This window comes from Actinoplanes sp. SE50/110 (genome assembly GCF_900119315.1).
Taxonomy (GTDB): domain Bacteria; phylum Actinomycetota; class Actinomycetes; order Mycobacteriales; family Micromonosporaceae; genus Actinoplanes.
In genome coordinates this window covers 5,902,555-5,925,582 of sequence record NZ_LT827010.1, presented here as the reverse complement: position 1 = coordinate 5,925,582, position 23,028 = coordinate 5,902,555, and the positions used below count along the sequence as shown (strand labels likewise).

General features: G+C 71.9%; 24 protein-coding genes. 16 read left to right on the top strand and 8 right to left on the bottom strand.

All coding sequences use genetic code 11. From position 1 onward, the window contains the following. Positions 1-2: 2 nt before the first annotated feature. The 3 genes from ACSP50_RS26560 to ACSP50_RS26550 all read right to left on the bottom strand — a co-directional run bounded on the left by ACSP50_RS26560 (position 3) and on the right by ACSP50_RS26550 (position 3,131). Complete coding sequence (locus ACSP50_RS26560; RefSeq protein WP_014692385.1) at positions 3-830, bottom strand: carbohydrate ABC transporter permease; 828 nt, start codon at positions 828-830, stop codon at positions 3-5. Continuing rightward, positions 830-1,753, bottom strand: coding sequence for a carbohydrate ABC transporter permease (locus tag ACSP50_RS26555; protein WP_014692384.1), 924 nt, complete (start codon positions 1,751-1,753; stop codon positions 830-832). Before ACSP50_RS26555 ends, ACSP50_RS26560 begins: the two co-directional genes overlap by 1 nt. A gap of 67 nt (positions 1,754-1,820) precedes the next feature. Next, the gene (locus ACSP50_RS26550; protein WP_014692383.1) at positions 1,821-3,131 is read right to left on the bottom strand and encodes an ABC transporter substrate-binding protein; all 1,311 of its coding nucleotides are present in this window, start codon (positions 3,129-3,131) and stop codon (positions 1,821-1,823) included. Between the two features lie 174 nt (positions 3,132-3,305). On the opposite strand from ACSP50_RS26550, the gene ACSP50_RS26545 reads away from it, so the two are divergent. Both ACSP50_RS26545 and ACSP50_RS26540 read left to right on the top strand, forming a co-directional pair. Continuing rightward, positions 3,306-5,732, top strand: a complete 2,427-nt coding sequence (locus ACSP50_RS26545) for a beta-galactosidase (RefSeq protein ID WP_014692382.1) — start codon at positions 3,306-3,308, stop codon at positions 5,730-5,732. 17 nt (positions 5,733-5,749) lie between these two features. After that, positions 5,750-6,109 (top strand): UDP-glucose--hexose-1-phosphate uridylyltransferase, encoded by a 360-nt coding sequence (locus tag ACSP50_RS26540; protein WP_014692381.1) that lies wholly within the window; start codon positions 5,750-5,752, stop codon positions 6,107-6,109. A 49-nt stretch (positions 6,110-6,158) separates the two neighbouring features. On the opposite strand, the gene ACSP50_RS26535 is transcribed toward ACSP50_RS26540, so the two are convergent. The 3 genes from ACSP50_RS26535 to ppk2 form a co-directional block, all read right to left on the bottom strand. Beyond that, positions 6,159-6,401: a hypothetical protein gene (locus tag ACSP50_RS26535; RefSeq protein ID WP_014692380.1), complete on the bottom strand. Its 243-nt coding sequence runs from the start codon at positions 6,399-6,401 to the stop codon at positions 6,159-6,161. Positions 6,402-6,478: 77 nt separating this feature from the next. Further along, on the bottom strand, positions 6,479-6,910 hold the full coding sequence (locus ACSP50_RS26530; protein WP_014692379.1) for an SHOCT domain-containing protein: 432 nt from the start codon (positions 6,908-6,910) through the stop codon (positions 6,479-6,481). A gap of 81 nt (positions 6,911-6,991) precedes the next feature. Then, on the bottom strand, positions 6,992-7,837 hold the full coding sequence (gene ppk2 / locus ACSP50_RS26525) for a polyphosphate kinase 2 (protein WP_014692378.1): 846 nt from the start codon (positions 7,835-7,837) through the stop codon (positions 6,992-6,994). 134 nt (positions 7,838-7,971) lie between these two features. On the opposite strand from ppk2, the gene ACSP50_RS26520 reads away from it, so the two are divergent. From ACSP50_RS26520 to ACSP50_RS26495, 6 genes are all read left to right on the top strand, one after another. Continuing rightward, positions 7,972-10,008 carry a TRAP transporter fused permease subunit gene (locus tag ACSP50_RS26520; protein ID WP_014692377.1) on the top strand — a complete coding sequence of 679 codons (2,037 nt, stop codon included), beginning with the start codon at positions 7,972-7,974 and terminating at the stop codon, positions 10,006-10,008. Beyond that, positions 10,005-11,006, top strand: coding sequence for a TAXI family TRAP transporter solute-binding subunit (locus tag ACSP50_RS26515; RefSeq protein ID WP_014692376.1), 1,002 nt, complete (start codon positions 10,005-10,007; stop codon positions 11,004-11,006). Before ACSP50_RS26520 ends, ACSP50_RS26515 begins: the two co-directional genes overlap by 4 nt. A gap of 162 nt (positions 11,007-11,168) precedes the next feature. Beyond that, a complete protein-coding gene (locus ACSP50_RS26510) occupies positions 11,169-11,666 on the top strand; it encodes a SigE family RNA polymerase sigma factor (protein ID WP_014692375.1) in 498 nt (165 codons plus the stop codon). A gap of 8 nt (positions 11,667-11,674) precedes the next feature. Further along, positions 11,675-12,526, top strand: a complete 852-nt coding sequence (locus ACSP50_RS26505; protein ID WP_014692374.1) for a hypothetical protein — start codon at positions 11,675-11,677, stop codon at positions 12,524-12,526. A gap of 127 nt (positions 12,527-12,653) precedes the next feature. Beyond that, a complete protein-coding gene (locus ACSP50_RS26500) occupies positions 12,654-13,997 on the top strand; it encodes a ferric reductase-like transmembrane domain-containing protein (protein WP_014692373.1) in 1,344 nt (447 codons plus the stop codon). 216 nt (positions 13,998-14,213) lie between these two features. Next, entirely contained in the window at positions 14,214-14,456 is a 243-nt protein-coding gene (locus ACSP50_RS26495) for a hypothetical protein (protein ID WP_014692372.1), read from the top strand. A gap of 26 nt (positions 14,457-14,482) precedes the next feature. On the opposite strand, the gene ACSP50_RS26490 is transcribed toward ACSP50_RS26495, so the two are convergent. Next, complete coding sequence (locus tag ACSP50_RS26490) at positions 14,483-15,022, bottom strand: hypothetical protein (RefSeq protein ID WP_014692371.1); 540 nt, start codon at positions 15,020-15,022, stop codon at positions 14,483-14,485. On the opposite strand from ACSP50_RS26490, the gene ACSP50_RS26485 reads away from it, so the two are divergent. The 4 genes from ACSP50_RS26485 (at position 15,021) to ACSP50_RS26470 (ending at position 18,608) form a co-directional block, all read left to right on the top strand. Further along, positions 15,021-15,299 (top strand): hypothetical protein, encoded by a 279-nt coding sequence (locus ACSP50_RS26485; RefSeq protein ID WP_155123631.1) that lies wholly within the window; start codon positions 15,021-15,023, stop codon positions 15,297-15,299. The two genes, ACSP50_RS26490 and ACSP50_RS26485, sit on opposite strands and share 2 nt — an antisense overlap. Before the next feature lie 169 nt (positions 15,300-15,468). Next, on the top strand, positions 15,469-16,263 hold the full coding sequence (locus tag ACSP50_RS26480) for a TIGR02452 family protein (RefSeq protein ID WP_014692370.1): 795 nt from the start codon (positions 15,469-15,471) through the stop codon (positions 16,261-16,263). 233 nt (positions 16,264-16,496) lie between these two features. Further along, positions 16,497-18,086: a methyl-accepting chemotaxis protein gene (locus tag ACSP50_RS26475; protein WP_014692369.1), complete on the top strand. Its 1,590-nt coding sequence runs from the start codon at positions 16,497-16,499 to the stop codon at positions 18,084-18,086. Positions 18,087-18,098: 12 nt separating this feature from the next. Then, positions 18,099-18,608, top strand: a complete 510-nt coding sequence (locus ACSP50_RS26470; RefSeq protein WP_014692368.1) for a GAF domain-containing protein — start codon at positions 18,099-18,101, stop codon at positions 18,606-18,608. A 564-nt stretch (positions 18,609-19,172) separates the two neighbouring features. Here ACSP50_RS26470 and ACSP50_RS26465 read toward each other — a convergent pair. Then, positions 19,173-19,799, bottom strand: a complete 627-nt coding sequence (locus ACSP50_RS26465) for a DinB family protein (RefSeq protein WP_014692367.1) — start codon at positions 19,797-19,799, stop codon at positions 19,173-19,175. A 50-nt stretch (positions 19,800-19,849) separates the two neighbouring features. Here ACSP50_RS26465 and ACSP50_RS26460 point away from each other — a divergent pair, with 50 nt between their 5' ends. Genes ACSP50_RS26460 through ACSP50_RS26445 form a run of 4 tightly spaced genes read left to right on the top strand, consistent with a single transcriptional unit; the run spans position 19,850 to position 23,027 of the window. Next, positions 19,850-20,245 (top strand): hypothetical protein, encoded by a 396-nt coding sequence (locus ACSP50_RS26460; RefSeq protein ID WP_014692366.1) that lies wholly within the window; start codon positions 19,850-19,852, stop codon positions 20,243-20,245. A gap of 43 nt (positions 20,246-20,288) precedes the next feature. After that, positions 20,289-21,350, top strand: a complete 1,062-nt coding sequence (locus ACSP50_RS26455) for a PfkB family carbohydrate kinase (protein WP_014692365.1) — start codon at positions 20,289-20,291, stop codon at positions 21,348-21,350. Beyond that, entirely contained in the window at positions 21,340-22,209 is an 870-nt protein-coding gene (locus ACSP50_RS26450) for a carbohydrate ABC transporter permease (protein WP_014692364.1), read from the top strand. The genes ACSP50_RS26455 and ACSP50_RS26450 overlap by 11 nt, the downstream gene beginning before the upstream one ends. A 2-nt stretch (positions 22,210-22,211) precedes the next feature. Continuing rightward, positions 22,212-23,027 carry a carbohydrate ABC transporter permease gene (locus tag ACSP50_RS26445; protein ID WP_014692363.1) on the top strand — a complete coding sequence of 272 codons (816 nt, stop codon included), beginning with the start codon at positions 22,212-22,214 and terminating at the stop codon, positions 23,025-23,027. Position 23,028: the final 1 nt, after the last annotated feature.

Genomic DNA, 23,028 nt, shown 5'->3' with positions numbered 1-23,028 from the left:
TCCTAGGCCTTGACGCCACCGGCGGCCAGGTCGACCTGCCAGTACCGCTGGAGAGTGAGGAACAGGGCGATCAGCGGCACGATCGACACCAGCGCGCCGGTGATCACCGAGGTGTACATCGACGGCTGGCTGGCGCCCTGGTTGAGCAGCCCGTTCAGGCCGACCGTGAGCGGGTACAGCTTGTCGTTGCCCAGCATGATGTAGGGAAGCATGAAGTTGTTCCAGATCGCGACGAACTGGAACAGGAAGACCGTGACCAGCCCGGTCCGCATCATCGGCAGGACCACGCGGACGAAGGTGCGCCAGTCGCCCGCCCCGTCGATCCGGGACGCCTCCAGGATCTCGCCGGGCACCGCGGCGGCCGCGAAGATCCGGGCGAGGTAGATGCCGTACGGGCTGATGAAGCTGGGCAGCAGCACCGCCCAGTAGGAGTTGGTCAGCCCCACCTTCGCCAGCAGCAGGTACTGCGGGATGGCCAGGATGACCCCGGGCACCAGGACACCGGCCAGGATCACGTTGAAGACGAGGCCCTTGCCCGGGAAGTCGAACTTGGCCAGCGCGTACCCGCTCATCGCCGAGATGAATGTGGAGACACCCGCGCCGACCCCGGCGTACAGGGCGGTGTTGGCCATCCAGCGCCAGTACAGCCCGTTGCGGTAGTCGCTCAGGTCGGCCAGGTTGTCGAACAGGTGGGTGCTCGGCGCCAGGGTGAAGGTGGCGAACAGCTCCCCGGCGCTCTTGCTCGACGCGATCACCACCCAGATCACCGGGAACAGGCAGTACGCGGCGCCGAGCAGCAGCAGGGTGGTGGCGATCCTACCGGTCTTCATCAGTCCTCCTGGTTGAACGCGCGACGGCCGACGAGCTTGAGGAAGCCGAAGGACAGCAGGAAGGTGGCCACCGCGATGACCACCGAGGTGGCGGCCGCGGCGTAGATGTCGTTGCGGACGAACGCGTCCCGGTACACCTTCATCAGCGGCGTCCAGGTGAACGAGATCGTGTTGCTCAGCGGCTTCAGCGTGATCGGCTCGGCGAACACCTGCAGCGTCGCGATCAGCGAGAAGACGAATGTCATGATCAGCGAGGGCAGCACGATCGGGATCTTGATCCGCCAGGCGATCGCGAACTCGGTGGCGCCGTCGATCCGGGCCGACTCGTACAGGCTGGTCGGCACGGCGCGCAGTGCGGTGTAGAGGACGATCATGTTGAAGCCGGTGCCGCCCCAGACCGCGACGTTGGCGACCGCGTACAGCACCCAGGACGAGGAGAGCAGCTCCGGGGGATGGATCCCGGCCTGCTCCAGCGCGTAGCTGAACGGGCTGACCCGGGGCAGGTACAGGAAGCCCCAGAGCACCGACGCCACGACGGCCGGTACCGCGTAGGGCAGGAAGATCGAGATCCGGGCGAAGGCGCCGATCGTCGGCCGGGTCCGCCCGGCGTCCAGCAGCAGCGCCATCAGCAGCGCCAGGCCGAGCATGGTGGGGACCACGATCAGGCCGTACCCGAGGATCCGGTAGACGCTGGGCAGGAAGTCGGGGTCGGTCATCGACCGGGCGTAGTTGCTCAGCCCGGCCCACACCTCGGTGCGTGACCTGGCACCCAGGCCGAGGCCGCTGACCTTCACCTTGCGCAGGCTCAGATAGCCGGTGTAGGCGACCGGGGCGGCCAGGAACAGGGTGACCAGCAGCAGGCCGGGCGCGAGGAAGGCGTACGGGACGCCGGCGGTGCGGTTGACTGAGGTGGTTCGCGACATCGCCGCAACCTTCCGTGGACAGGACCGGGGCGGAACGCAGGGGGAGCGTCCCGCCCCGGCGGGGGGATCAGCCGGCGACGGTGAAACCGTTGTTCTTCATGTCGTCCACGGTGGCCTTCTGGATGGTGGCCAGCGACGCGGTGAAGGCGGCCGCCTTCTTCGACTCGGCGGCCCTGCCGAAGGCGTCGTTGAACGCGGAGTACGCCACGTTCACGTTCGGGCCGTAGGTGAACGGCCTGGTCTGCTTGGCCGCCTCACCCGCGATCGTGTAGAAGTCGGCCTGGTCGGCGAAGAAGGCCGGCGGTGTGGTGAGCGCGGCGGTGGCGTCGTTCGCGGCGGGGTACACGTTGGCGGTGGTGGCCAGCAGCTTGATCGCGGCCGGGTCGCTGTTCAGCCAGGAGACGAACTGCGCGGCTTCCTTGGGGTGCTTACTCTGGCTGGTCACGCTGGTCGCCGAGCCACCCCAGTTGCCGGTCGCCGGGCTGGCGGCGTCCCACTGCGGCATCGGGGCGGCTTTCCACTTGCCCTTGGTGTCCTTGGCGCTGCCCTCGAGCACGCCCGGCGCCCAGACCGCGGAGACCCAGCCGACCTGGGAGCCGTCGTTGAGCGCGGCGTTCCACTCCGGGGTGTACATCGGCTTGTTGTCGACGACGCCCTTCTCCACCAGGCCACCCCAGTAGGCGGCGACCTTCTGGGTGGCGGGGTCGTTGACGTTGACCGTCCAGGACTGGCCGTTCACGCCCCACCAGGACGCGCCGGCCTGCTGGGCGAGGCCGGTGAACAGGCCCGCGTCGGTCGCCGAGAAGGTGCCGATGTACTGCTCGGCGTTCGCCTTGTGGATCTTCTGGGCGTCCGCGGCGTACTCGTCCCAGGTCTTCGGGGCGGTCAGCCCATTCTTCTCGAAGACGTCCGAGCGGTAGAAGAACATCAACGGCCCGGAGTCCTGCGGGACGCCGTAGACGGCGTCCGAGCCCAGGGTGACGCTGTTCCAGGTGGCGGCCGGGAACCTGTCCTTGAGCCCGCCGACCTCCTTGGCGATGTCGGCGAGCGCGTCGGCGGAGACCAGAGTGGGGATCTTCTGGTATTCCGCCTGCATCACGTCCGGGGCGCCGGAGCCGGCCTTGATCGCGGTCAGCAGCTTGGTGACGGCCGGGTCGCCACCATCCTGCTTGTTGACCGTCACCTGGATGTCCGGGTGGCTGGAGTTCCAGGCCGCGACGACCTTGTCCATGTTCGGCGCCCAACTCCAGTAGGTCAGCGCGACCTTCCCGGTGCCGGTCGTATCGTCAGCTTTGTCGTCAGACGAGCTGCAGGCGGCGATGGTCAGCAGGGCCGCCGCGGTCAGGGTGGCCAGCAACGGGGCAAGGGTCTTCTTCATGGGTCCTCCTTGATAGGCGCGCCGGGCGGGGCCCTCGGTCGATGCCTGTGACCGGTTACAGTGCTGGCGTTACGTCCGTGTGTCAAGCCCTTGCTTCCGACCCGTTACGCCTGTGTATCGTTCGGCCCTGCCAGCCTGTGACCGGTTACAGTCCCAACGGAAAGAGGGGTCCTCGTGCCCGAACCGACGGCGCCGCTCTCCGTGCGCCACCAACCCTGGACGACGCCGCTGCGCCGGCCGCGGATGAGCAACGACGAGGACGTCCGGCCGGGCGTGTCCCTCACCAACCGCTACCTGACCAGGAACGGCGTCCCGGTCGTCCCGGTCTCCGGCGAGCTGCACTACAGCCGGGTGCCGCGGCACCGCTGGGCCGAGCGCCTGCGCCAGATGAAGGCCGGCGGTGTCACCGTGGTGGCCAGCTACCTGTTCTGGCTGCACCACTCGCCGGCCCCCGGCGTCTACCGCTTCGACGGCAACCTCGACGTCGCCGCGTTCGTCGACCTGGCCGCCGCGACCGGCCTCGACGTGGTGCTGCGGATCGGCCCGTGGGTGCACGCCGAGAGCCGCAACGGCGGTTTTCCCGACTGGGTTCAGCAGGCCCCGGTCCGGCACCGCACCGACGATCCCGACTACCTCGCGATGGTCACCGAGTGGTTCGACCGGATCGGCGGCGAAATCGGCACCCGCGAGATCCTGGGCATCCAGATCGAGAACGAGCTGTACACCGACCCCGAGCACCTGCGCACGCTCAAGCGGATGGCCCGCGACGCCGGCCTGGCCGCGCCGATCTGGACCGCCACCGCCTGGGACAGCGCCGAGCTGCCCGACGAGGAGGTGCTGCCGCTCTACGGCGGCTACGGTGACGGCTTCTGGGTCGACTCGGACTCGCCCTGGGCGCCGAACTTCCGCGACCACTACTTCTTCTCGCACGTCTGGGACGACCCGGGGATCGGCGCCGACGTGCGCCGCGCGCAGAACATCGAGGCGGCCAAGGGTGGCCCGCGCACCCCGTCCGCGGAGTTCCCGGCCGCCACCTGCGAGCTCGCCGGCGGGATGGCGACCGCGTACCACCGCCGCCCGCTGCCCACCGCGCTCGACGTGGCCACCATCGCGCATTGCAAGATCGGCAACGGGTCGGCCTGGCAGGGCTACTACATGTACGCCGGCGGCACCAACCCGGCCGGTCCGGACGGCATGCAGGAGTCGCACGCCACCGGCTACCCGAACGATCTGCCGCGCCTGGGCTACGACTTCCACGCCCCGATCGGCGAGGCCGGCGTGCTCGCGGAAAGCCACGCCGAACTCCGCCGCCAGCACATCTTTCTGACCGCTTTCGGTCATCAGCTCGCGGAGATGCCGTCCAGTCTGCCCGAGACCCGCCCGGACGGCGTCGAGGACAGCTCCACCCTGCGCTGGGCGCTGCGCAGCGACGGCACCAGCGGTTTCGTCTTCCTCGCCTGGCACCAGCCGTACTTCCCGCTCGACACCTACCGCGGCGCCCGCTTCCGGGTCGACCTCGGCGAGCGGAGCGTGGAATTCCCCTCCCGGCCGGTGGACATCCCGGCCGGCACGCTGGCCCGCTGGCCGGTCGGCCTGACCGTCGGCGGCGTCCGGATCGACTGGGCCACCGCCTCGGCGCTCACCGTGCTCCCCGGCACGGTGCCCACGCTGGTGCTGCTCGCCGAGGCCGGCATCCCCGCCGTGGTGGCCGTTTCCGATCGGGAACACACGCCCGGCGCCGAGCCGCTGCGGGTCGAGACCGCCGACGGCGCGCTCGACATCCTGGTGCTGCCGGCCGACACGGCCGCCTCGATCTGGGTCACCGAGGCCGGCGGCCGCCGGCTCCTGCTCAGCGACGACGAACTGCAGTGGGACGCGACCGGGAAGATCGTGGTCAAGACCGCTGCGATTGCCGCGGTACGCCGTTACGACCCGGCCGTCCGAGCCTTCGCCCTCCTACCGGTCGAGCCCGCACCCCGCCCGGTCAGCGTCGCCGTGGCCACCACCGAGGTACGCGCCGCCACCACCGTGCCCGCGTCGTACGGCAAGCACGACGGCCGTGCCTCCGCCCCCGGCCGGGCCGCCTTCGACGAGCACGCCGCGGTCCACGAGCTGCACCTGCCGGACTGGGCCGCCGACCCCGAGCAGGACGCCCTGCTGCGCATCGACTGGGCCGGCGACGCCGGGGAGCTGCGCCTCGACGGCGTACCGGTCACCGACCGGTTCTGGGACGGCTCGGCCTGGCAGGTCAACCTGGTCGACGCCGGCTACCGGGCCGGCGCCCGGCTCACCCTGCACCTGCTGCCGTTGGCCACCGTCTCCAGCGTCGCGCTGCCCTCGGCGGCCCGCGACCGGCTGGTCGCCGCCGGGTCCCAGCTGCTCGCCGTCGACGCGATCCGGGTGACCGGCCGCCGCGTGACGACCGAGCGGGTGGACGAGCACCCGGTACGCAGGACGTCGCGGCGGATGGCCGACGGCCGGGAGATCATCTACTTCGACGACGTCTCCGCGGGGGTCACCCGGGAGGCGGTCGACACCCGGCCGCTGCCACCGGCCGAGGAGGTGCTCCGGGGCGGGGCGCAGGTCCGCTACGACCGCTGACCGGCGAGTGGATCGCGATGGCGGCGCACCGCAACGACCGGACCTTCATGCCACCGGCCGACCGGGACCCGCTCGCCCCGACCGGGCCGGGCGGCTTCCCGACCGAGATCGCCGAGGCCGACTACGACGTGGTCGTCTTCGAGAACCGGTTCCCGTCCTTCTCACCCCGCAACGGGGGCACCGCGGACCTGGTCGACGGCGATCCGCTCTGGCCGGTGCGGCCCGCGAACGGACGTACCGAAGTCGTGTGTTTTTCGTCGGCCCCGAAGGGGTCGTTCGGCGGTCTGAGCCCGCGCCGGGCCCGGACCGTGCTGGACGCCTGGATCAGCGACACCACCCCCGAGCGGACCGCCGCCCGCCTGCGCCGGATCGGGTGAGCGGCCCACCCGGCCATCCGGCCCACCCCGGATGGCCGGGCGCCGGCCGTCAGATGGCCGTCCCCGCGGCCCCGGGACGGCCGCCCGGCCTGGTCGCCCGGTCGGCCTCCGTCTCGTGACGCCAGACGCCGGTCTCCTCGTCGGTGATCAGCAGGGGCAGGGACAGCTCTCCCCGCACCCACCGCCGCAGCCACGACGCGAGGGAGAACCCGTGCCGGTAGAGAGCCAGGCACTCGCCGGCCCGCACCCGGGCCCGCACCGCCGCGAAGGCGAGGTCGTCCTCATCCGTCATGCGGCGATCGTGTCAGCCGGGTCTGACCGGAACCGGCCCAGGGCCGCCGCCGTGGCCGGCGGCGGCCCCGGGCCGGCTCAGTGGGAGCCGGTGGCGGTGGTCGAGGGCGCCTTCGTGCCCAGCGCCTCGGCTTTGAGCTGTTCGTACTCGATCCGGTCGATGGCGCCGGAGTCGAGCAGTTCCTTCGCCGTGGTGATCTGTTCGGTGGCGGTGGGGCCGGCGGTGCCCGAGCCGGCCTCCGTCCGGATGTAGGCGTCCTGCCGGGCCCGGGCGTCGGCCTGGGCTTCGAGGGCCCGGGTGGACATGTCGTGGCCGCGGGCGATCAGATAGGTCAGCATCCCGATGATCGGCAGGAGAATCAGGAAGACGGTCCACGTCGTCTTGGCGCCGCCGCCCAGGTCCCGGCTGCGGAACAGGTCGCCGAAGACCCAGAACAGGCACATGAACCAGGCGCAGAAGACGAAGAACTCCAGGGTTGCCAGGAGGAACGAGCCGTTGTCGTCGAACACGGTGGCATCTCCTTCGAAAGTGGCGGTGCCGGCCCCTGCAGTCCACCCGGTCCGGCGGGTCCTGTCCTCATCCGCCGCGGATCATCTCCGGGGCGGATCGCCGAACGGGGTGGGGATGTGCCGGACGGCGACCGGTGACCGCTCGTCGTCGTTCTTCTCCGACCGCCGGGGGAGTTTCACGGCGTGCGGCGGCATCGGTTCGTAGGGCACCAGGCTGAGCAGGTGGGTGAGGATGTTGAGCCGGGCGCGCTTCTTGTCGTCGGTGCCGGCGACGTACCACGGCGCCCACGGGGTGTCGGTGGCCCGGAACATCTCGTCCCGGGCCCGGGAGTAGGCGTCCCACCTGGTGTACGAGTCGAGGTCGAGGCTGGAGAGCTTCCAGGTCTTGCGCGGGTCGTCGATCCGGTTCTTGAGGCGGCGGGTCTGCTCCCTCGGGCTGACCTCGAGCCAGTATTTGACCAGGATGACGCCGGAGTCCACGATCGCGCGTTCGACGGCGGGCACCGCCTGCAGGAACTGCCGGGCCTGTTCGTCGGTGCAGAAACCCATGACCCGTTCCACCCCGGCCCGGTTGTACCAGCTGCGGTCGAAGATCACCACGTCGCCGGCACCGGGCAGGTACGGCACGTAGCGCTGCAGGTACACCTGGGACCGTTCCCGGTCGGTGGGGGCCGGCAGGGCGACGACCCGGAACACCCGGGAGCTGACCCGTTCGGTGATCGCCTTGATGGTGCCGCCCTTGCCGGCGGTGTCGCGTCCCTCGAAGACGATGCAGATCTTGGCGCCGGTGGTCTTCACCCAGTGCTGCATGGCGACCAGTTCGCCGTGCAGGTGGCGGAGTTCGCGCTGGTACTCCTTCTCGCTCATCCGCGGTGTGCCCGGGCCGGTCGCGGCCCGGTGATCGCTGCGCGGTGCCTGCTTGGTCATGTGCTCCTCCGATGACGCGGCCGTGGAGGTCATGGTGGGGACCGGGCGGGGGATCGCTCCTCATCCTGGGCGGGCGAATCGGCCGGCGCTCGAAACGGACAGTGCGGCCGCGGGCCCGGTAGTAGGGTCCATTCATGGGCGTTGATCGACCTATTGACGTCGCTGACCCGGCCGCGGTGCACTACGACGACGAGGAGCGGCCGGCCCGGGAGCTCACCGGGCGTGTCGCGCTGGCGGTCGCGGTGGTCGCGGCCGGGGCCGGGGTGCTGACGCTCTGGCAGGTGTTCCGGCCGCTGGCGCAGGGCAGCCAGTTCTACCTGATCGTCTTTCTGGCGGTGACGCTGCCGCTGATCTTCGTCGCCTACCGGGCGCGCGCCGCGAGTCCGGGGCGGCCGAGCCGGCTGGACTGGGTGCTGGGCGGGCTGGCGCTGGCCGCCTGTCTCTATCCGCTCAATCCGTTCGGCGGCGGCTACGACGCTTTCCTCGACCGGCAGGCGCTGCTCGAACCGGCCGACGTCGCCTTCGGCGCCGTTCTTCTGATCACGGTGCTCGAGGCCGCCCGGCGCACCACCGGGTTCGCTCTTCCCGCGGTCTGCGCCGGATTCCTGGCGTACGGCTACTACGGCGGCCTGCTGCCCCAGAGCTGGCCGATCGCGCATTCCGGGCTGGACTTCGCGCAGATCGTCGACGCCCTCTACAACTCGGGCAGCGGCTTCTACGGCACCCCGCTGGACGTGGCCGCGACGTACATCGTCCTGTTCACGCTGTACGGGGCGGTCCTGGACCTGTCCGGGGCGAGCCGGTTCTTCGTCGACCTGTCGGTGGCCGCGTTCCGCCGCTCGCGCAGCGCGGCCGGGCGGACCGCGGTGGCGGCCGGGTTCCTGCTCGGCACGGTGTCCGGGTCGGGAACCGCGACCGCGGTCAGCGTGGGGGCGGTGACCTGGCCGATGCTGCGGCGGGCCGGGTATCCGCCGGAGCAGGCCGGCGGGATGCTGGCGGCGGCCGGGGTGGGCGCGATCCTGTCGCCGCCGACGCTGGGCGCGGCCGCGTTCATCGTCGCCGAATACCTCGACGTGTCGTATCTGACCGTGCTCGGCTGGGCGACGATCCCGACACTGCTCTACTACCTCGGGATCCTGCTGGCGGTGGAGATCGACGTACGCCGCTTCGGGGTGCGTGCCGTCGATCTCCCGCAGGTCGGTGCCGGGCGGCTGCTGATCCGGTTCGGCTACCACTTCTCCTCGCTGATCGTGATCGTGGTGCTGCTCGCGCTCGGGACGAGCGCCACCCGCGCGGTGGTCTACGCCACCCTGCTCGCGGTGGCCCTGTCCTTTCTGGACCGACCGGGCCGGCTGACCCCGCGGCGGCTGTTCCAGGCGTTGGCGGCCGGGGTGCGCGGGGTGCTGCCGGTGGTCGCGGTATGCGCCGCGGCCGGCGTGATCACCGCGATCACCACGAAGACCGGGCTGGGCGCGCAGCTGGCGTCGCTGCTGGTCGACGGCGCCCGGTCGATCACCGGCAACCCGGCCGCGGTGCTGGCGCTGACCGTGGTGCTGGCCGCGGTGGCGCTCGCCGTGCTGGGCCTCGCGGTGCCGGTCACCGCCAGCTTCATCATCGGCTGGGTGATCATCGGTCCGGCGCTGCTCGGGCTCGGGGTCGGCGCCCCGGCGGCGGCCATGTTCGTCTTCTACTACTCGGTGCTCTCCGAGGTCACCCCGCCGACCGCACTGGCCGCGGTCGGCGCCGCCGCGATCACCGGCGGCCGGGCGATGGGCACCATGTGGCAGGCGTTGAAGTACGCACTGCCGGCCTTCCTGGCGCCGATCGCGTTCGTGCTCACCGGCAACGGTGAACATCTGCTGGCCCGCGGCTCCTGGCCGGGCATCGTGGCGACCGCGGTGGCGTCCGGCTTCGCCGTGTTCGGGCTGGCGATCGCCACCGGCGGCTGGGTGCCGGGAGTCGGCCCGGCCGGCCCGGCGAGCCGGCTGCTGGGCGGGGTCGCCGGGCTGCTGCTGCTCTACCTCTCGTGGCTCGCGGTGAGCGCCGGCCTGGGCGTGCTGGCGGCCTCGGTCCTGCTCGCGGCGATCGCCCGGTGGCGGTCACGAGCCGAGCCCGCCGTGCCGCCGGATACGGAACCTCGACATTCACGGAGGATCGGAGGGAACCGATGAGACGGATCATGACCGCGGCGTCGATCGCCGCGCTGGCCCTGGCCGCCGGCGCGTGCGGCGGCCGGCAGCACACCGCGGCCACCGACACCGGCGGCGACGTCACCTGTCAGGTCGCCCGGCAGACCCGGATCGGGATCGCCACCGGCAACGCCACCGGGGTGTACTTCGCGCTGGGCAACGCGTACGCCGAGCAGATCAACGCGGCCGGCGGCAGGGTGCAGGCGACCGCCGCGGAGACCGGCGCCTCGGTGCAGAACATCCAGCAGCTGGTGGCCGGCACGTACGACGTGGCGTTCGCGCTGGCCGACACCGCGGCCGACGCGATCAACGGGACGGCCGCCTTCAGCGCGAAGCAGCCGATCGCGGCACTGGCCCGGATCCACACCAACTACACGCAGGTGATCGTTCGCAAGGCGGCCGGGATCAGGGACGTCGCCGGGATGCGGGGCAAGCGGGTCTCCACCGGTTCGCCGAAGTCCGGCACCGAGGTGATCGCCAACCGGGTGCTGACCGCCGCCGGTCTCGACCCGGCCAGGGATGTCAGCGCCCAGAAGCTCGACCTGACCAAGACCGTCGACGGGATGAAGGAGGGCACCATCGACGCGCTGTTCTTCTCCGGCGGACTGCCCACGCCGGGCATCACCGACCTGCTGACCACCGCGCGGGACCAGGTGGAGTTCCTCGACATCACCCCGGTCCTGCCGGCCCTGCAGAAGATCAACGAGGTGTATCGGCAGGGGGTCATCCCGGCCGCGACCTATCAGCAGCCGGCCGACGTGACGACGATCGTGGTGCCGAACCTGCTGCTGGTGCGCGCCGGCCTGGACCCGGACGTGGCCTGCGTGCTGACCAGGACGCTGTTCGAACGGCAGCCGCAACTGGCGCAGGCGAACGCGGCGGCCCGGGAGATCAGCCTGGACACCGCGCGCCGGACCAGCCCGGTGCCCCTGCACCGGGGGGCGGAGAAGGCACTCGACCTGCTGCACGCGCCCCGGTGAGGCGCGCCACGGTGCCCGCTCACGTCGTACCCCCGCAATCGCCGCGGTGACCGGCCGCGGACAGGGAGGAAAGCCGCGGTCCGGGCGGGTTTTCCGGTGCGTGCAACCCTGACGGGCGGCCGCCTCGTGTTTGACGCGACCGAAAAAACGATGGGGGAATGCATGAGCGACCGTGACGAGGCGTTCGCGGAATACTTCGCGGCCCGGTCAGGCAGCCTGCGCGCCACCGCGTATCTGCTCTGCGGCGACTGGCATCGGGCCGAGGATCTGGTCTCGACCACGTTCACCAAGCTCTACCTGCGGTGGGGCCGGGTGAACCGCCAGGAGTCGCTGGATCCGTACGTCCGGCAGGTGCTGATCCGCACCTTCATCGACGAGGGTCGGTGGGGCTGGTGGCGACGGGAACGCCCGCACGACACCCTGACCGACCGTCCCGTCACGCCCGCGGTGCAGACCGAGGACCGCCTGGTCCTGCTGCGGGCGCTGGCCGAGGTGCCACCGAGACAGCGCGCGGTGCTGGTGCTGCGCTACTGGCAGGACCTCAGCGTCGAGGAGACGGCGGCGGCGCTCGGCTGCTCCGCCGGCACGGTCAAGAGCCAGGCCGCCCGTGGCCTGGCGACGTTGCGCGCGCTGATCGGCGCGCCCGTGACGGCTGATTGAGGGGAATGATGGAGGAGAACGAATTCCGCGAGGCGCTGCACAGCGTGCTGGCGCAGAGCCCCGAACCGCCGCCGATGCGGTCGGCCGAGGCGGTCGCGGCCGGGCGCCGGGCCTCCCGGCGGCGCACCGTGGTCGCCTGCACCGGGGCGGTCGCCGCGCTGGCCGCGGTCACCATCGTGCCGGCCCGCTACCTGTCCGCCGCGACGTCCCCCACCGGGTACGACGCCGCGGCGCCGGCCGGCACGCCCAGCGTGCTGACCACCCCGCCGCCGAGCGGGGTGCCGTCCCCGCAGGACACCGAACCGTCCTGGCCGGCCGAGAACAACGGCGACGCCACGGCCGACAGCGGGCCGCGCTACCAGAAGGGCAGGCAACTGCTCACCGACCTGCTCAAGGTGGTGCCGTCCGGATACACCACCCCGACCGGCACCACGCCGGACGGCAGCGACCTGCAGTCCAGCCAGGCCGCGCTCGACGATCCGGAGTGGACGTACCTGGCCAGCGTGACCGTGGCCCAGGGCGGCCACAACGGTGAGCTGATGGTCGAGGTGCACGAGAAGAACAACAGGCTGCCCACCGACCCGTGCGGGTTGGCCGAGTCGTTCTGGGGGCTGGGCGGCAGTTGCCAGGTGGTCCGGGACGGGCCGGCGAAGGTCGCGGTGGCCAGGTCGAACGGCGGCGGCGACAACCGGATCGACCAGTGGGCGGCGTACCGTTATCCGGACGGGGTGGTGGTGTTCGTGGCGCAGACCGGGCGACCCACCTACGCCGACGCGCGCGCGGCGAAACTGAACCCGCTCCCGTTCACCGCCGACGAACTCGGCAAGCTCGCGCTCAACCCGCGGTTCCACCTGAGGTAGCGGCGGCGGCGCCGGTCCGGGGGCTCCGGACCGGCGCCGGAAGAATCTTGGCGACGGCCTGAACGGTTCCGCACCGCCGGCGGTACACCCCGATGACAGCAGCTCCCACACCTGAGGGGAGACCGGGATGACCGCCGTGACCCAGCCCCGCATCATCACCTTCCGTCGATCTATCCGCGTCGCGCGGGTCGCGATCGTCGCCTTCCTCGTGCTCAACGTCGTCGTCGTCCAGGTCATGTTCGCCGCGGCCGGCCCGGCCCGGAACCTGCCCGGCACGATCGGCCGGCTCCTCGGACTCCACCTGGCCCTCGCGCTCGCCCTGCAACTGCTGCTGGTCGCCCGCCTCCCGGTCGTCGACCGGGCGTACGGCATGGACCGCCTCACCACCTGGCACCGCTGGACCGGCCTGACGATCTTCTGGCTGGCTCTGGCCCACCCCGCGTTCGTGCTGCTCGGCTTCGCCCGCCTCGACCGGGTCCCGATCCTCGACGAGACGGTCACCCTCGCCGGCCAGCTGCCGGTCCTGCTGGGCATGATCGCCGTCGGCCTGCTGCTCGTCGTCGTCGGCCTGTCGATCCGCGCCGCCCGTCGCCGGCTCTCCTACGAGACCTGGCACTTCCTTCATCTGCTGATGTACGTCGTGATCCTGCTCGGCGTGCTGCACCAGCTGTCCGAGGGCACCGCGTTCACCGTCAACGCGTTCACCGAGGCCTACTGGTGGGGACTGTGGGCGTTCGCCCTGGGCGCGCTGCTCGCCGGCCGCCTGATCGTCCCGCTGATCCGCAACGCCCGGCACCGGCTGCGGGTCGCCGCCGTCGTCGACGAATCCGCGGACACCGTCTCCGTCCACATCACCGGCCGCGACCTGGACCGGCTCGACGCCCACGCCGGACAGTTCTTCCTGTGGCGTTTCCCCGGCCACAACCCCTGGTGGCAGGCCAACCCGTTCTCCCTGTCCGCCGCGCCCAACTCCCGATCGCTGCGCCTCACCGCGAAAGGCGTCGGCGCCACCAGCGCCGGCCTGCGCGACCTGCCGCCCGGCGCCCGGGTGTACGCCGAAGGCCCGTACGGCGCGTTCACCGCCGCCCACCGCACCCGCGCCGCCACCGTCCTGATCGCCGGCGGCATCGGCATCACCCCGATCCGCGCCCTGCTCGAAGACCCCGAGCTGACCGGCCACATCATCGTCCTCTACCGGGTCCGCACCGCGACCGACGCCGTCCTGCTCGGCGAACTGCGCAACCTCACCGACACCCGGCACGCCCGGCTGCACCTGCTCGCCGGCCGCAGCGGCACCGGCTACCGGCCGTTCGCCCCGGACCGCCTGAAAGCCCTGATCCCCGACATCACCGCCCGTGACGTGTACGTCTGCGGCCCCGACGCGATGACCACCGGTGTCCTGGACAGCCTGCGCCGGCTACGGGTACCGGCCCGCCAGGTGCACGCGGAACGCTTCCGGCTCGCCGGGTGAGAAGCGGGGGGCCGTCCGGACGATGCCCCCGGGCGGCCCCTTCGGGAGAGTCCCGGGTGCTGCCTCGGTATGGGGGAGGCAGCGCCCGGGACTTCGTCCGTGCCCGGCCGGCCGGATCCTTGTCGGGCGGCTATCCGCCGGAAGTCGGATCAGGATCGATGAACATCGGCCGAAGGCCGGGTCCGTCCCGGCCGGCCGGAACGTCATCATGCTGGTATGCCCATCACGACAGAGGTGTACCGGCGCGCGACCGAAACGGTGACCGTCATGGCGTCCATCGACGACGAGGGAGCCGAGATCCGCGTCATCCACGAACGCGACGGCGAGGTCCTCACCGACACGATCCCGGAGTGGGGCGACGACCCGCAAGCGGGACGGCGGTGGGTGGCCCGGCATCGCGAGGCCCGCCTCGCCGAGGGCTATCAGCTCGCCGAGGAGACCGAGGGCCCGCCCCGGTAGCGGGTGTCCCGCGCGCCGGCGGAGCCTCACTCCGACTGGACCACGGTGAAGGGTGGCCGCACGCCCTCGGTGAGGTCGGCGGCCGCTTCGAGGGCCATCTCCGCCCGTTGCCGGCTGCTGATCGGGGACTTGGCGGTGGAGTGCAGCGAGCCCAGGGCGACCAGGTAGCCGGATCCGACCGCGGCATAGCCGGAGATGGTGTGGCCGATCTGGTAGTCGGCGTCGACGACGTAGAGGCGGCCGTGAATGCCGACCAGGAACTGGCCACCCTGCTCCTGGCCGTTCTCGGTGCGCGCGTAGCCGCCCGTGGAGAGGCACTCGCGGACGGCTTCGATGAACGTGGTGACCATGAACCGGTCGACGTCCCAGGTGTCGGGTTCACCGACGGCCAGCGAGTAGCGCAGCAGCTGACCCATCCGGTAGCTGGTGGTGAAACCCATCAGGTAGGGCCCCACCTGGAAGACCTTGGAGTCCGAACGGACGGCGACGTGCCAGCCGTCGCTGCCCGCGGAGTCCCCGCCGATGGTGACGGTCCGCCCGTCCGTGATCCCGACGATGCACGTCATGACGACACTCTTCACGGCCGGCAGCCCGGTGCCAACCGTGATCGGAGAACGCGATCACGCCGGCAGCGCGTCGACGTGTCGGAGGATTCCCGCCGCCGACGGCACCCGGCTGCTCACCGTGCACCCGGCACAGGTGAGGAGACAATGGAGCACTGGCCGCCTGTACGAACACCTGCGGCCCACCCTCACTCTCGACCGGATCATGCCCGCCGACGAAGCGGATTCCTGGCTCACCCGAGTCCAGCCCGCCCGCGAACCCGACATGTTCCAGGTCTAGACCGATGGAGATCACCGGACGGCACGGCGCATCCGCGAGCCGGCGCACGCGGCGCGGCGAGCATCGCTGCATCGGCAGGTCCCGGTGCGGGTTCGCCGGCTGATGCCCGCTGGCGCCCGGGCCGGAAATCCGGTCGCGGGTGAGCGGGGCGGCGGGGAATGATCGGCGCGTGAGTGCGAGGTTGCGGGCGATCGCCCAGGAGACGGTGGGGATCGCGGAGCGCGGCCACTACGACGGGCCGGACGGGCGGGTGGAGATCGCCGGGCAGGTGGCGCGGGCGGTGGCGGGGACCCGGCTGCACCTGCCCGGGGAGGACCTGGGCGAGCCTTCCGTCGACAACCCGGCGCCGCTGATCGAGATCACCGGGGAGTCGACGCTGGTGGCGGCGCGGCGGGCCGGTGGGGTTCCGGCGGTGCTGAACTTCGCTTCGGCGCGGAATCCGGGTGGCGGCTTCCGCAACGGCGCGCAGGCGCAGGAGGAGAGTCTGGCCCGCGGGTCGGCGCTGTATCCGTGTCTTCTCGCGGCCGGCGAGTTCTACGACCATCATCGGGCCGAGCGGTCGCTGCTCTACACCGACCGGGTCATCTACGCGCCGGCGGTGCCGGTCTTCCGCGATGACAAGGGGCGGCTGCTGTCCGCGCCCTATCCGGTGTCGTTCCTGGTGGCGGCCGCGCCGAACCGGGCGGCGATCCGGTTGAACCAGCCGGAGCACCTGCCGCGGGTGCGGCCGGTGCTGGCGCGCCGGGCGGCCCGGGTGCTGCGGGTCGCGGCCGCGCACGGGCACCGGGATCTGGTGCTGGGGGCGTGGGGCTGCGGTGTGTTCGGCAACGATCCGGCCGAGGTGGCGGCGGCGTTCGCCGAGGCGCTGCGGGCGAGCCCGTGGTTCGACCGGGTGATCTTCGCGATCCTGGACCGGGACGAGAGGGTGCGCGACGCGTTCCGCCGGGCACTGCCACCCCGCTAGGAGGCGCGCTGCGCGCCCGGCTTCTCCGGGGCTCAGATCCGCGGCGGGCTCCCGGTCAGAGCGATGCGCCGGTACGCCGGCGGGTGGCGCCGACCGGTGCGCACCACCCGGGGCGGCGGGGTCCGCGGGCTGGGGTGGCTCATGCGTACCGCCGCCATCGAAGCGGCCCGGGCCGTCGGGGACCTGGCCGGTGCGGCGCTCAGCAGGCGCCGGAGGTTGCCGAATCATCTGATATGAAGCGGTTCTGGGCGGATCTCAGCGTCAACGTCAAGATCATGGCGGCGATCTGTGTCGCCGCGGTGATCGCCCTGGTCATCGGGGTGACCGGGCTGAGTTCGCTGAACCGGGCCAGCAACACCGCGGACGAGATCTACTCCGACAACGTGACCAGCGCGTCAGTGCTGGGGCGGATCCAGACCGCGATCAACCAGGCTCGGCTGGACCTGGTGAACCACGTGATCTACACCGACGCCGCGAACAAGGCGAAGTATGAGCAGGAGATCACGACCGACTTCGATGACGTCGCCACGGCGCTCAAGGATTACGCGGCCACCGATCCGGCCGGCACCCCGGTCATCGTGGCCAGCCTGAACGACACCTGGCAGAAATATGTCGACGTCGCCCAGAGCCAGCTGATCCCGCTGTCCCGGGCGAACAAGGTGACCCAGTGGCAGCAGGTCCGGGCCGATCAGGTGTTACCGCTGGTGGATACGATCAAGGCGAACCTGGGCGATCTCAACAAGGCGGAACGGGCCGACGCGGAAAGCGCCGCGGAGGGGGCGCGCACCTCGTACCGGCAGAACCGGCTGCAGCAGATCGTCATCCTGGTCGTCGGCATCGTGGCCGCCCTGCTGCTGGGCCTGATGGTGGCCCGGGGCATCGTGCGGTCGCTGCGCCAGGTGACCGCGGTGTGTGAGGCGCTCGCGGCCGGCGACCTGACCCGCAGCACCGGGATCACCTCGGCCGACGAGCCGGGCCGGATGAGCCGGGCGCTGGACGCCGCGGTGCAGCGGCTGCGCGACGCGGTCAGCACCATCGGCGAGTCGGCGGTCACCCTCGCCGGCGCCTCCGAGGAGCTCAGCACGGTCAGCTCGCAGCTGCAGAGCGGCGCCGGCGACGTGGCGCAGCAGGCCACCTCGGCCAGCTCGGCCAGCGACGAGGTCAACGTCGGCGTCCAGTCGATCGCGGCCGGTGCCGAGCAGATGAGCGCGTCGATCACCGAGATCGCCTCCAACGCGGCCGAGGCGGCGCGGGTGGCCAACGAGGGGATGAGCGTGGCCGAGCGCACCAACCAGCAGGTCGCCGAGCTGGGCGCGGCCAGCGCCGAGATCGGCGACGTGGTCCGGCTGATCACCTCGATCGCCGAGCAGACCAACCTGCTCGCGCTGAACGCGACCATCGAGGCGGCCCGGGCCGGCGAGCTCGGCAAGGGCTTCGCGGTGGTGGCCGGCGAGGTCAAGGAGCTGTCCCAGCAGACCGCCAAGGCGACCGAGGAGATCACCGCGCGGATCACCGCGATCCAGGCGTCGAGCACCTCGGCGACCGCGGCGATCGGCGAGATCACCGAGGTGATCCAGCGGATCGGCGACTACACCACGACGATCGCGTCGGCGGTCGAGGAGCAGACCGCCACCACCGGCGAGATGAGCCGGTCGGTGGCCGAGGCCGCGGCCGGCAGCGGCGAGGTGGCCCGGACCGTCACCACCGTGGCGGAAGTGGCGGCCGCCACGGCCGAGGGGGCCCGCACCACGCAGCAGGCCGCGGCAGACTTGACCCGGCTGGCCGGCGATCTGACCACGCTCGTCGGCGGCTTCCGCCACTAGCCCGGGGGTGTCATGAGAACCGATCTCTACGACCGTCTCGCCGATCCCGCCCGTCTGATCGAGCTGGCCCGCTACGACCTCGGCTCGGACCGGCTGCGCGCCGCCCTGGACGAGGTGGCCCAGCGCAGCGCCAAACTGCTGGACGCGCCGGCCTCGCTGGTGTCGGTGCTGGGCGCGGACGCCCAGCAGATCATCGGGGAGTACGGGCTGGGCGACTGGGTCGCGGTGGCGCAGGGCGCGGCCGCCGAGTGGGCGGTGTGCAGCCGGACCGTGCTGAAAGGCGAGCCGTACTGCGTCGCCGACTTCAGCGACGACCCGCAGTACGCGGCCAACCCGTTCCTGGCCACCGCCGGGCTGCGCAGCTATTTCGGGGTGCCGCTGGTGACCCCGGGCGGGCTGATGCTCGGGGCGCACTGCGTGGTGGACACCCGGCGGCGCATCTACACCGGGGTGGACCTGGCGGTGCTCAGCGACAGCGCCGACGAGGCGATGGAGGCGCTGCTGCGGCACCGGCGCCCCTAGCCGCTCAGCGCCGATCCGACCGCCCCGGCCCTGGGGCGATGCCGGGGTGCAGCTGCGATGCGAAGGCGCGGAGCAGTGATGTCCCGGTCCACCGCTCTGCCAGCCGGCTGTGCAGGCCGCGCAGCTCACCGGTGATCGTCGACCGGCCGCTGGTGGGGGCACGCCGTGGCGATCGCCCGGCGGCCGAGTTGCCTCTGCATACGACCGCCGAGTTGCGCGAAGTGAGCGGCGGCTGCCACCCGCCCTGGCTCTGCGTCCCCTGCGGGGCGCTCCGTTACGGTGGCGCCACTGGCTCGGATGGCATCCGGACAGCCCGGCGGCCTCCTCTGCGACACGTGTGTTCGGCTTCGCCATCGCCACCCATCTGGAGACTCTGCGTCGCGATCCCGGGTATGCGGGATGGCTGCGGGCACATGCGGAACCGGGTGCCGGCCGGCCGGCCTCCCCGCGCCGTCTGCCGCGTCGCGACGCCATCTCCGCTTCGCGCGGTCCCCGCCGCGGGCTGACGGTTTCCTTCCCGCGGCGGCGTCAGCTTCTTTCCCACGGCGGCGTCAGCCGGACTCCCTAGGCGTGCCACCGCCATGCGGTCCGGCGGGACCGGCCGGGCAGCTCGATGCGGCCGGTGCACCAGAGCAGGGCGGGCCACGGCTCGTGGCCGGCCGGGGCGTCCGGGAAGATCCGGGCCAGCACCCGGGCCGACACGCCCGGATCGGGGGTCCAGTCGAACTTCAGCGTCGCCGCGATGTCGTGCAGGTGGACCAGGACCTCGGTGATGCCCATCGCGGCGAACCCGGCGGCGTCGGACACCCCGAACGGATGGAAGCCGCGCCGGTCGGCCGGGCTCACCTCGACGACCGCGGCGAGCAGGCCGCCGGCCGCCTCCAGGACCCGCAACAGGCCCTCGGTGCCCTGCTCGGGGTCGGCGTGGACGGTCAGCGCGGGGGCGTCCGGCCGGGACCTCCGCCAGCCCCACGCGACGTACCGGTCGACCGGCGGCCGGTCGGCGGCGAGCTGGCCGGCGTAGGCGAACAGGTCGTCGGCGACGTGCTCGACCGTCTCCCAGCAGCTCCAGGTGAGATCGCCGGCAGTGGTGGCGTGCCAGTCCTCGGCCGCGACGGTGCGCAGCGCGGCGACCGCCCGCCGGGTCACGGCGCGGACGTCGCCGGCGGTGGGGAAGTCCTCTGTCGTCACTCCGGGGACGGTAGCCGAAAAGTGTCATACCCCGCGCGCATCATCGGGACATGGGAGAACCCGCAACGCCGATCCGCCGGCGCATCGAGCTGTCCATCGCCGAGACCCGCCTGCGTTTCCAGCAGCTGGTCCGGCTCACCGGCCTGACCGGCCAGGTGACCGTGGTGGTCGACGGCGGCCGCCCGATCGCCGCCATCGTCCCGGCCGCCGACGTGCTGCGGCCGCCGTCACCGCCCGATCCGCCCGGCCGGTCCGGGGCGGGCTGGCTGCAGCGCATCGAGAAGGTGCGCGACGACGTCCGCCGCCAGCACGCCGGCCGGATCCAGGAGCTGTCCCAAGCCTTGGACGAGGCGTGGCAGATGCTGGACCAGCGGCATCCGCCGGGCACCGACCGGCACGTCGACGCGCTGCGTGCGGCACAGAGAGACGTGCGCCGCACCCGGTGATCAATCACCACTGCCCCTATCGGGACGGAGGTAAGATCGGCCAATGGCGCGCCAGCTCGATCTGTTCGTACCCGGGATGGTGTTCCTCGATGTCATCTTCACCGGCCTGCGGGAGCTCCCCGGGCCCGGCACCGAGGTGCGCGCCTCCGGGATGGGCTCGTGCCCGGGCGGGGTGGCGAATCTCGCCGTCGCCGCCAGCCGCCTCGGCCTGCGCACCGGCCTCGGCACCGCGCTGAGCACCGACGCCTACGGCGAATTCTGTCACCAGGTGCTCAGCCGGCAGGAGGGAATCGATCTCTCCGCATCCCGGCGGCTGGACGGCTGGCACTCGCCGGTCACCGTCTCACTGGCCTACGACCGCGACCGCAGCATGGTCACCCACGAGCATCCGCTGCCCACCGACGACGAGGGCCTGGTCAACGGCCTGCCCCCGGCGCTGGCCGCGGCGGTCAGCCTGGGCGGCCCGGGCACCGGCTGGGTGCCCCGGGCGGCGCGGAACGGCACACTGATCTTCGCCGACGTCGGCTGGGACGAGACCGACCAGTGGTCCTTCGACGCGCTGTCGGTGCTGCCCGACTGCCACGCCTTCCTGCCCAACGCGGTCGAGGCGATGCGCTACACCCGCACCGGCACCCCCGCCGAGGCGCTCGACAAACTGGCCGGCCTGGTGCCGATCGTGGTGGTCACCGACGGCTCGGAGGGCGCCCTCGCCGTCGACTCGGCCACCGGCGAGGTCGCCACCGTGCCGGGCGTGCCGGTCGAGGCGCTCGACCCGACCGGCGCCGGTGACGTGTTCACCGCCGGCTTCATCACCGGCACCGTCGGCGGCTGGCCGCTCGCCGACCGGATCGCCTTCGCCAACCTGGTCGCGGCGCTCTCCGTGCAGCACTTCGGCGGCTCGCTCTCGGCGCCCGGCTGGGGCGACATCGCCGACTGGTGGGAGGTCACCCGGTTCGCCGCGCAGAGCCGGCACCCCGAGTCCAGCGAGGGCGAGTTGGCCCGGCGCTACGCGTTCCTGCCCGAGGTGATTCCGCCCGGCCGGCGCAACGCCGTGCATCGGGCCACCGCCACCATCGCCCGGCTCTCCGACGCGCATGCCGGCTGACCGTCGCGACACCCTGGCCGGGTGGGCGTTCCTCGCGCCCAGCCTGGTCGGCGTCGGCGGTTTCCTGCTGCTCCCGGTCCTGGTCGTGGTGGGCATCAGCCTCACCCGGTGGGACCTGGTCAGCCCGGCCCGCTGGGCGGCGCTGGACAACTACTCCTCGATCCTCACCGACCCGGCGTTCGGCCGCTCACTCGCCGTCACCGCGGTCTTCGTGCTGCTGGTCATCCCGCTGCAGACCGGGCTCGGGTTGGCCGCCGCGCTGCTGCTCGACCAGCGGTTGCCCGGCTCCACCGTCTTCCGGGCGATCCTGGTGCTGCCGTGGATCAGCGCGCCGCTGGCGCTGGGCGTCGTCTGGCGCTGGCTGCTCGACCCGTCCGACGGCGCGGTGAACCAGCTGCTCGGCCACCGGGTCGAGTGGCTGACCAGCCCCGCCCTGGCGCTGCCCGCGGTCGCCGCGGTCACCGTCTGGACCAATGTGGGCTACGTGGCGCTGTTCTTCCTGGCCGGTCTCGCCGGGATCCCGGCGCAGTACGCCGAGGCGGCCCGGATCGACGGCGCCGGCCCGTGGCAGGCGTTCCGCCGGATCACGCTGCCGCTGCTGCGGCCCACCATGTTCTTCGTGCTGGCCACCGGGGTGATCAACAGCTTCCAGGTGTTCGACACGGTGTACGCGATGACCCAGGGCGGCCCGGCCGGGCGCACCGAGGTGGTGGCGTACGCGATCTACCGGGAGGCGTTCGTCGACTTCCGGATGGGGCGCGCCGCGGCCATGTCGGTGCTGCTGTTCCTGCTGCTGATCACGGTCACCGTGGCCCAGCAGTCGTATTTCCGCCGCCGCACGACCTACGAGGTGGGGTGAGGATGCGCCGGGCCGTGCTCACCTATCTCGCGCTGGCCGCCGGGGCCGTGCTGATCCTCGCTCCCTACCTGATGAGCGTGCAGACCTCGGTGAAGACCGCGCGGCAGTTCGCCCAGCAGCCGCCGCTCGCCCCGCCCGACCCGCCGACCGGGGCGAACTACGCCGAGCTGATCGTCGGCGGGCACACCCTGATCCCACCGCTGGTGATCACCGTCCAGGTGGTGCTGATCGTCGTGATCGGACAGCTGACCTGCTCGGTCCTCGCGGCGTACGCGTTCGCCCGCCTCGACTTCCCGGGCCGTGACGCGCTCTTCTGGCTCTACCTCGCCACCCTGATGGTGCCGATCGTGGCCGTCCTGGTGCCCCGGTTCGTGCTGCTCAGTCAGGCCGGACTGACCGACACGTTCTGGGGCATCGTGCTGCCCTCGATGTTCGGCTCACCGTATGCGATCTTCCTGCTCCGCCAGTTCTTCCGGGCCGTCCCGCAGGAGCTGCTGGACGCCGCCCGGATCGACGGCGCCGGCCACCCGCGGGTGCTGCGCCACGTCATCGTCCCGCTGAGCCGCCCGATCCTGGCCACCCTGCTGATCATCACGGTGGTCACCCACTGGAACGACTTCCTCTGGCCCCTGGTGATCACCAGCGGGGTGCGCTGGCAGGTGCTCACCGTCGCGGTCGCCGGCCTGCAGAGTCAGTACCACGGCAACTGGACCCTGGTGACGGCCGCGACCACGCTCGCCACCATGCCGTTGCTGCTGATCTTCGCGATCTTCCAGAAACACATCGTCCGATCGATCACCATCACCGGGATGAGGTGAG

What these genes read in the sequence shown, in the direction of transcription:
- ACSP50_RS26560 (WP_014692385.1), bottom strand. Translation starts at nt 830, where the DNA reads ATGAAGACCGGTAGGATCGCCACCACCCTGCTGCTGCTCGGCGCCGCG.
- ACSP50_RS26555 (WP_014692384.1), bottom strand. Translation starts at nt 1,753, where the DNA reads ATGTCGCGAACCACCTCAGTCAACCGCACCGCCGGCGTCCCGTACGCC.
- ACSP50_RS26550 (WP_014692383.1), bottom strand. Translation starts at nt 3,131, where the DNA reads ATGAAGAAGACCCTTGCCCCGTTGCTGGCCACCCTGACCGCGGCGGCC.
- ACSP50_RS26540 (WP_014692381.1), top strand. Translation starts at nt 5,750, where the DNA reads ATGGCGGCGCACCGCAACGACCGGACCTTCATGCCACCGGCCGACCGG.
- ACSP50_RS26535 (WP_014692380.1), bottom strand. Translation starts at nt 6,401, where the DNA reads ATGACGGATGAGGACGACCTCGCCTTCGCGGCGGTGCGGGCCCGGGTG.
- ppk2 (WP_014692378.1), bottom strand. Translation starts at nt 7,837, where the DNA reads ATGACCAAGCAGGCACCGCGCAGCGATCACCGGGCCGCGACCGGCCCG.
- ACSP50_RS26520 (WP_014692377.1), top strand. Translation starts at nt 7,972, where the DNA reads ATGGGCGTTGATCGACCTATTGACGTCGCTGACCCGGCCGCGGTGCAC.
- ACSP50_RS26515 (WP_014692376.1), top strand. Translation starts at nt 10,005, where the DNA reads ATGAGACGGATCATGACCGCGGCGTCGATCGCCGCGCTGGCCCTGGCC.
- ACSP50_RS26510 (WP_014692375.1), top strand. Translation starts at nt 11,169, where the DNA reads ATGAGCGACCGTGACGAGGCGTTCGCGGAATACTTCGCGGCCCGGTCA.
- ACSP50_RS26505 (WP_014692374.1), top strand. Translation starts at nt 11,675, where the DNA reads ATGGAGGAGAACGAATTCCGCGAGGCGCTGCACAGCGTGCTGGCGCAG.
- ACSP50_RS26500 (WP_014692373.1), top strand. Translation starts at nt 12,654, where the DNA reads ATGACCGCCGTGACCCAGCCCCGCATCATCACCTTCCGTCGATCTATC.
- ACSP50_RS26495 (WP_014692372.1), top strand. Translation starts at nt 14,214, where the DNA reads ATGCCCATCACGACAGAGGTGTACCGGCGCGCGACCGAAACGGTGACC.
- ACSP50_RS26485 (WP_155123631.1), top strand. Translation starts at nt 15,021, where the DNA reads ATGACGACACTCTTCACGGCCGGCAGCCCGGTGCCAACCGTGATCGGA.
- ACSP50_RS26490 (WP_014692371.1), bottom strand. Translation starts at nt 15,022, where the DNA reads ATGACGTGCATCGTCGGGATCACGGACGGGCGGACCGTCACCATCGGC.
- ACSP50_RS26475 (WP_014692369.1), top strand. Translation starts at nt 16,497, where the DNA reads ATGAAGCGGTTCTGGGCGGATCTCAGCGTCAACGTCAAGATCATGGCG.
- ACSP50_RS26470 (WP_014692368.1), top strand. Translation starts at nt 18,099, where the DNA reads ATGAGAACCGATCTCTACGACCGTCTCGCCGATCCCGCCCGTCTGATC.
- ACSP50_RS26460 (WP_014692366.1), top strand. Translation starts at nt 19,850, where the DNA reads ATGGGAGAACCCGCAACGCCGATCCGCCGGCGCATCGAGCTGTCCATC.
- ACSP50_RS26455 (WP_014692365.1), top strand. Translation starts at nt 20,289, where the DNA reads ATGGCGCGCCAGCTCGATCTGTTCGTACCCGGGATGGTGTTCCTCGAT.
- ACSP50_RS26450 (WP_014692364.1), top strand. Translation starts at nt 21,340, where the DNA reads ATGCCGGCTGACCGTCGCGACACCCTGGCCGGGTGGGCGTTCCTCGCG.
- ACSP50_RS26445 (WP_014692363.1), top strand. Translation starts at nt 22,212, where the DNA reads ATGCGCCGGGCCGTGCTCACCTATCTCGCGCTGGCCGCCGGGGCCGTG.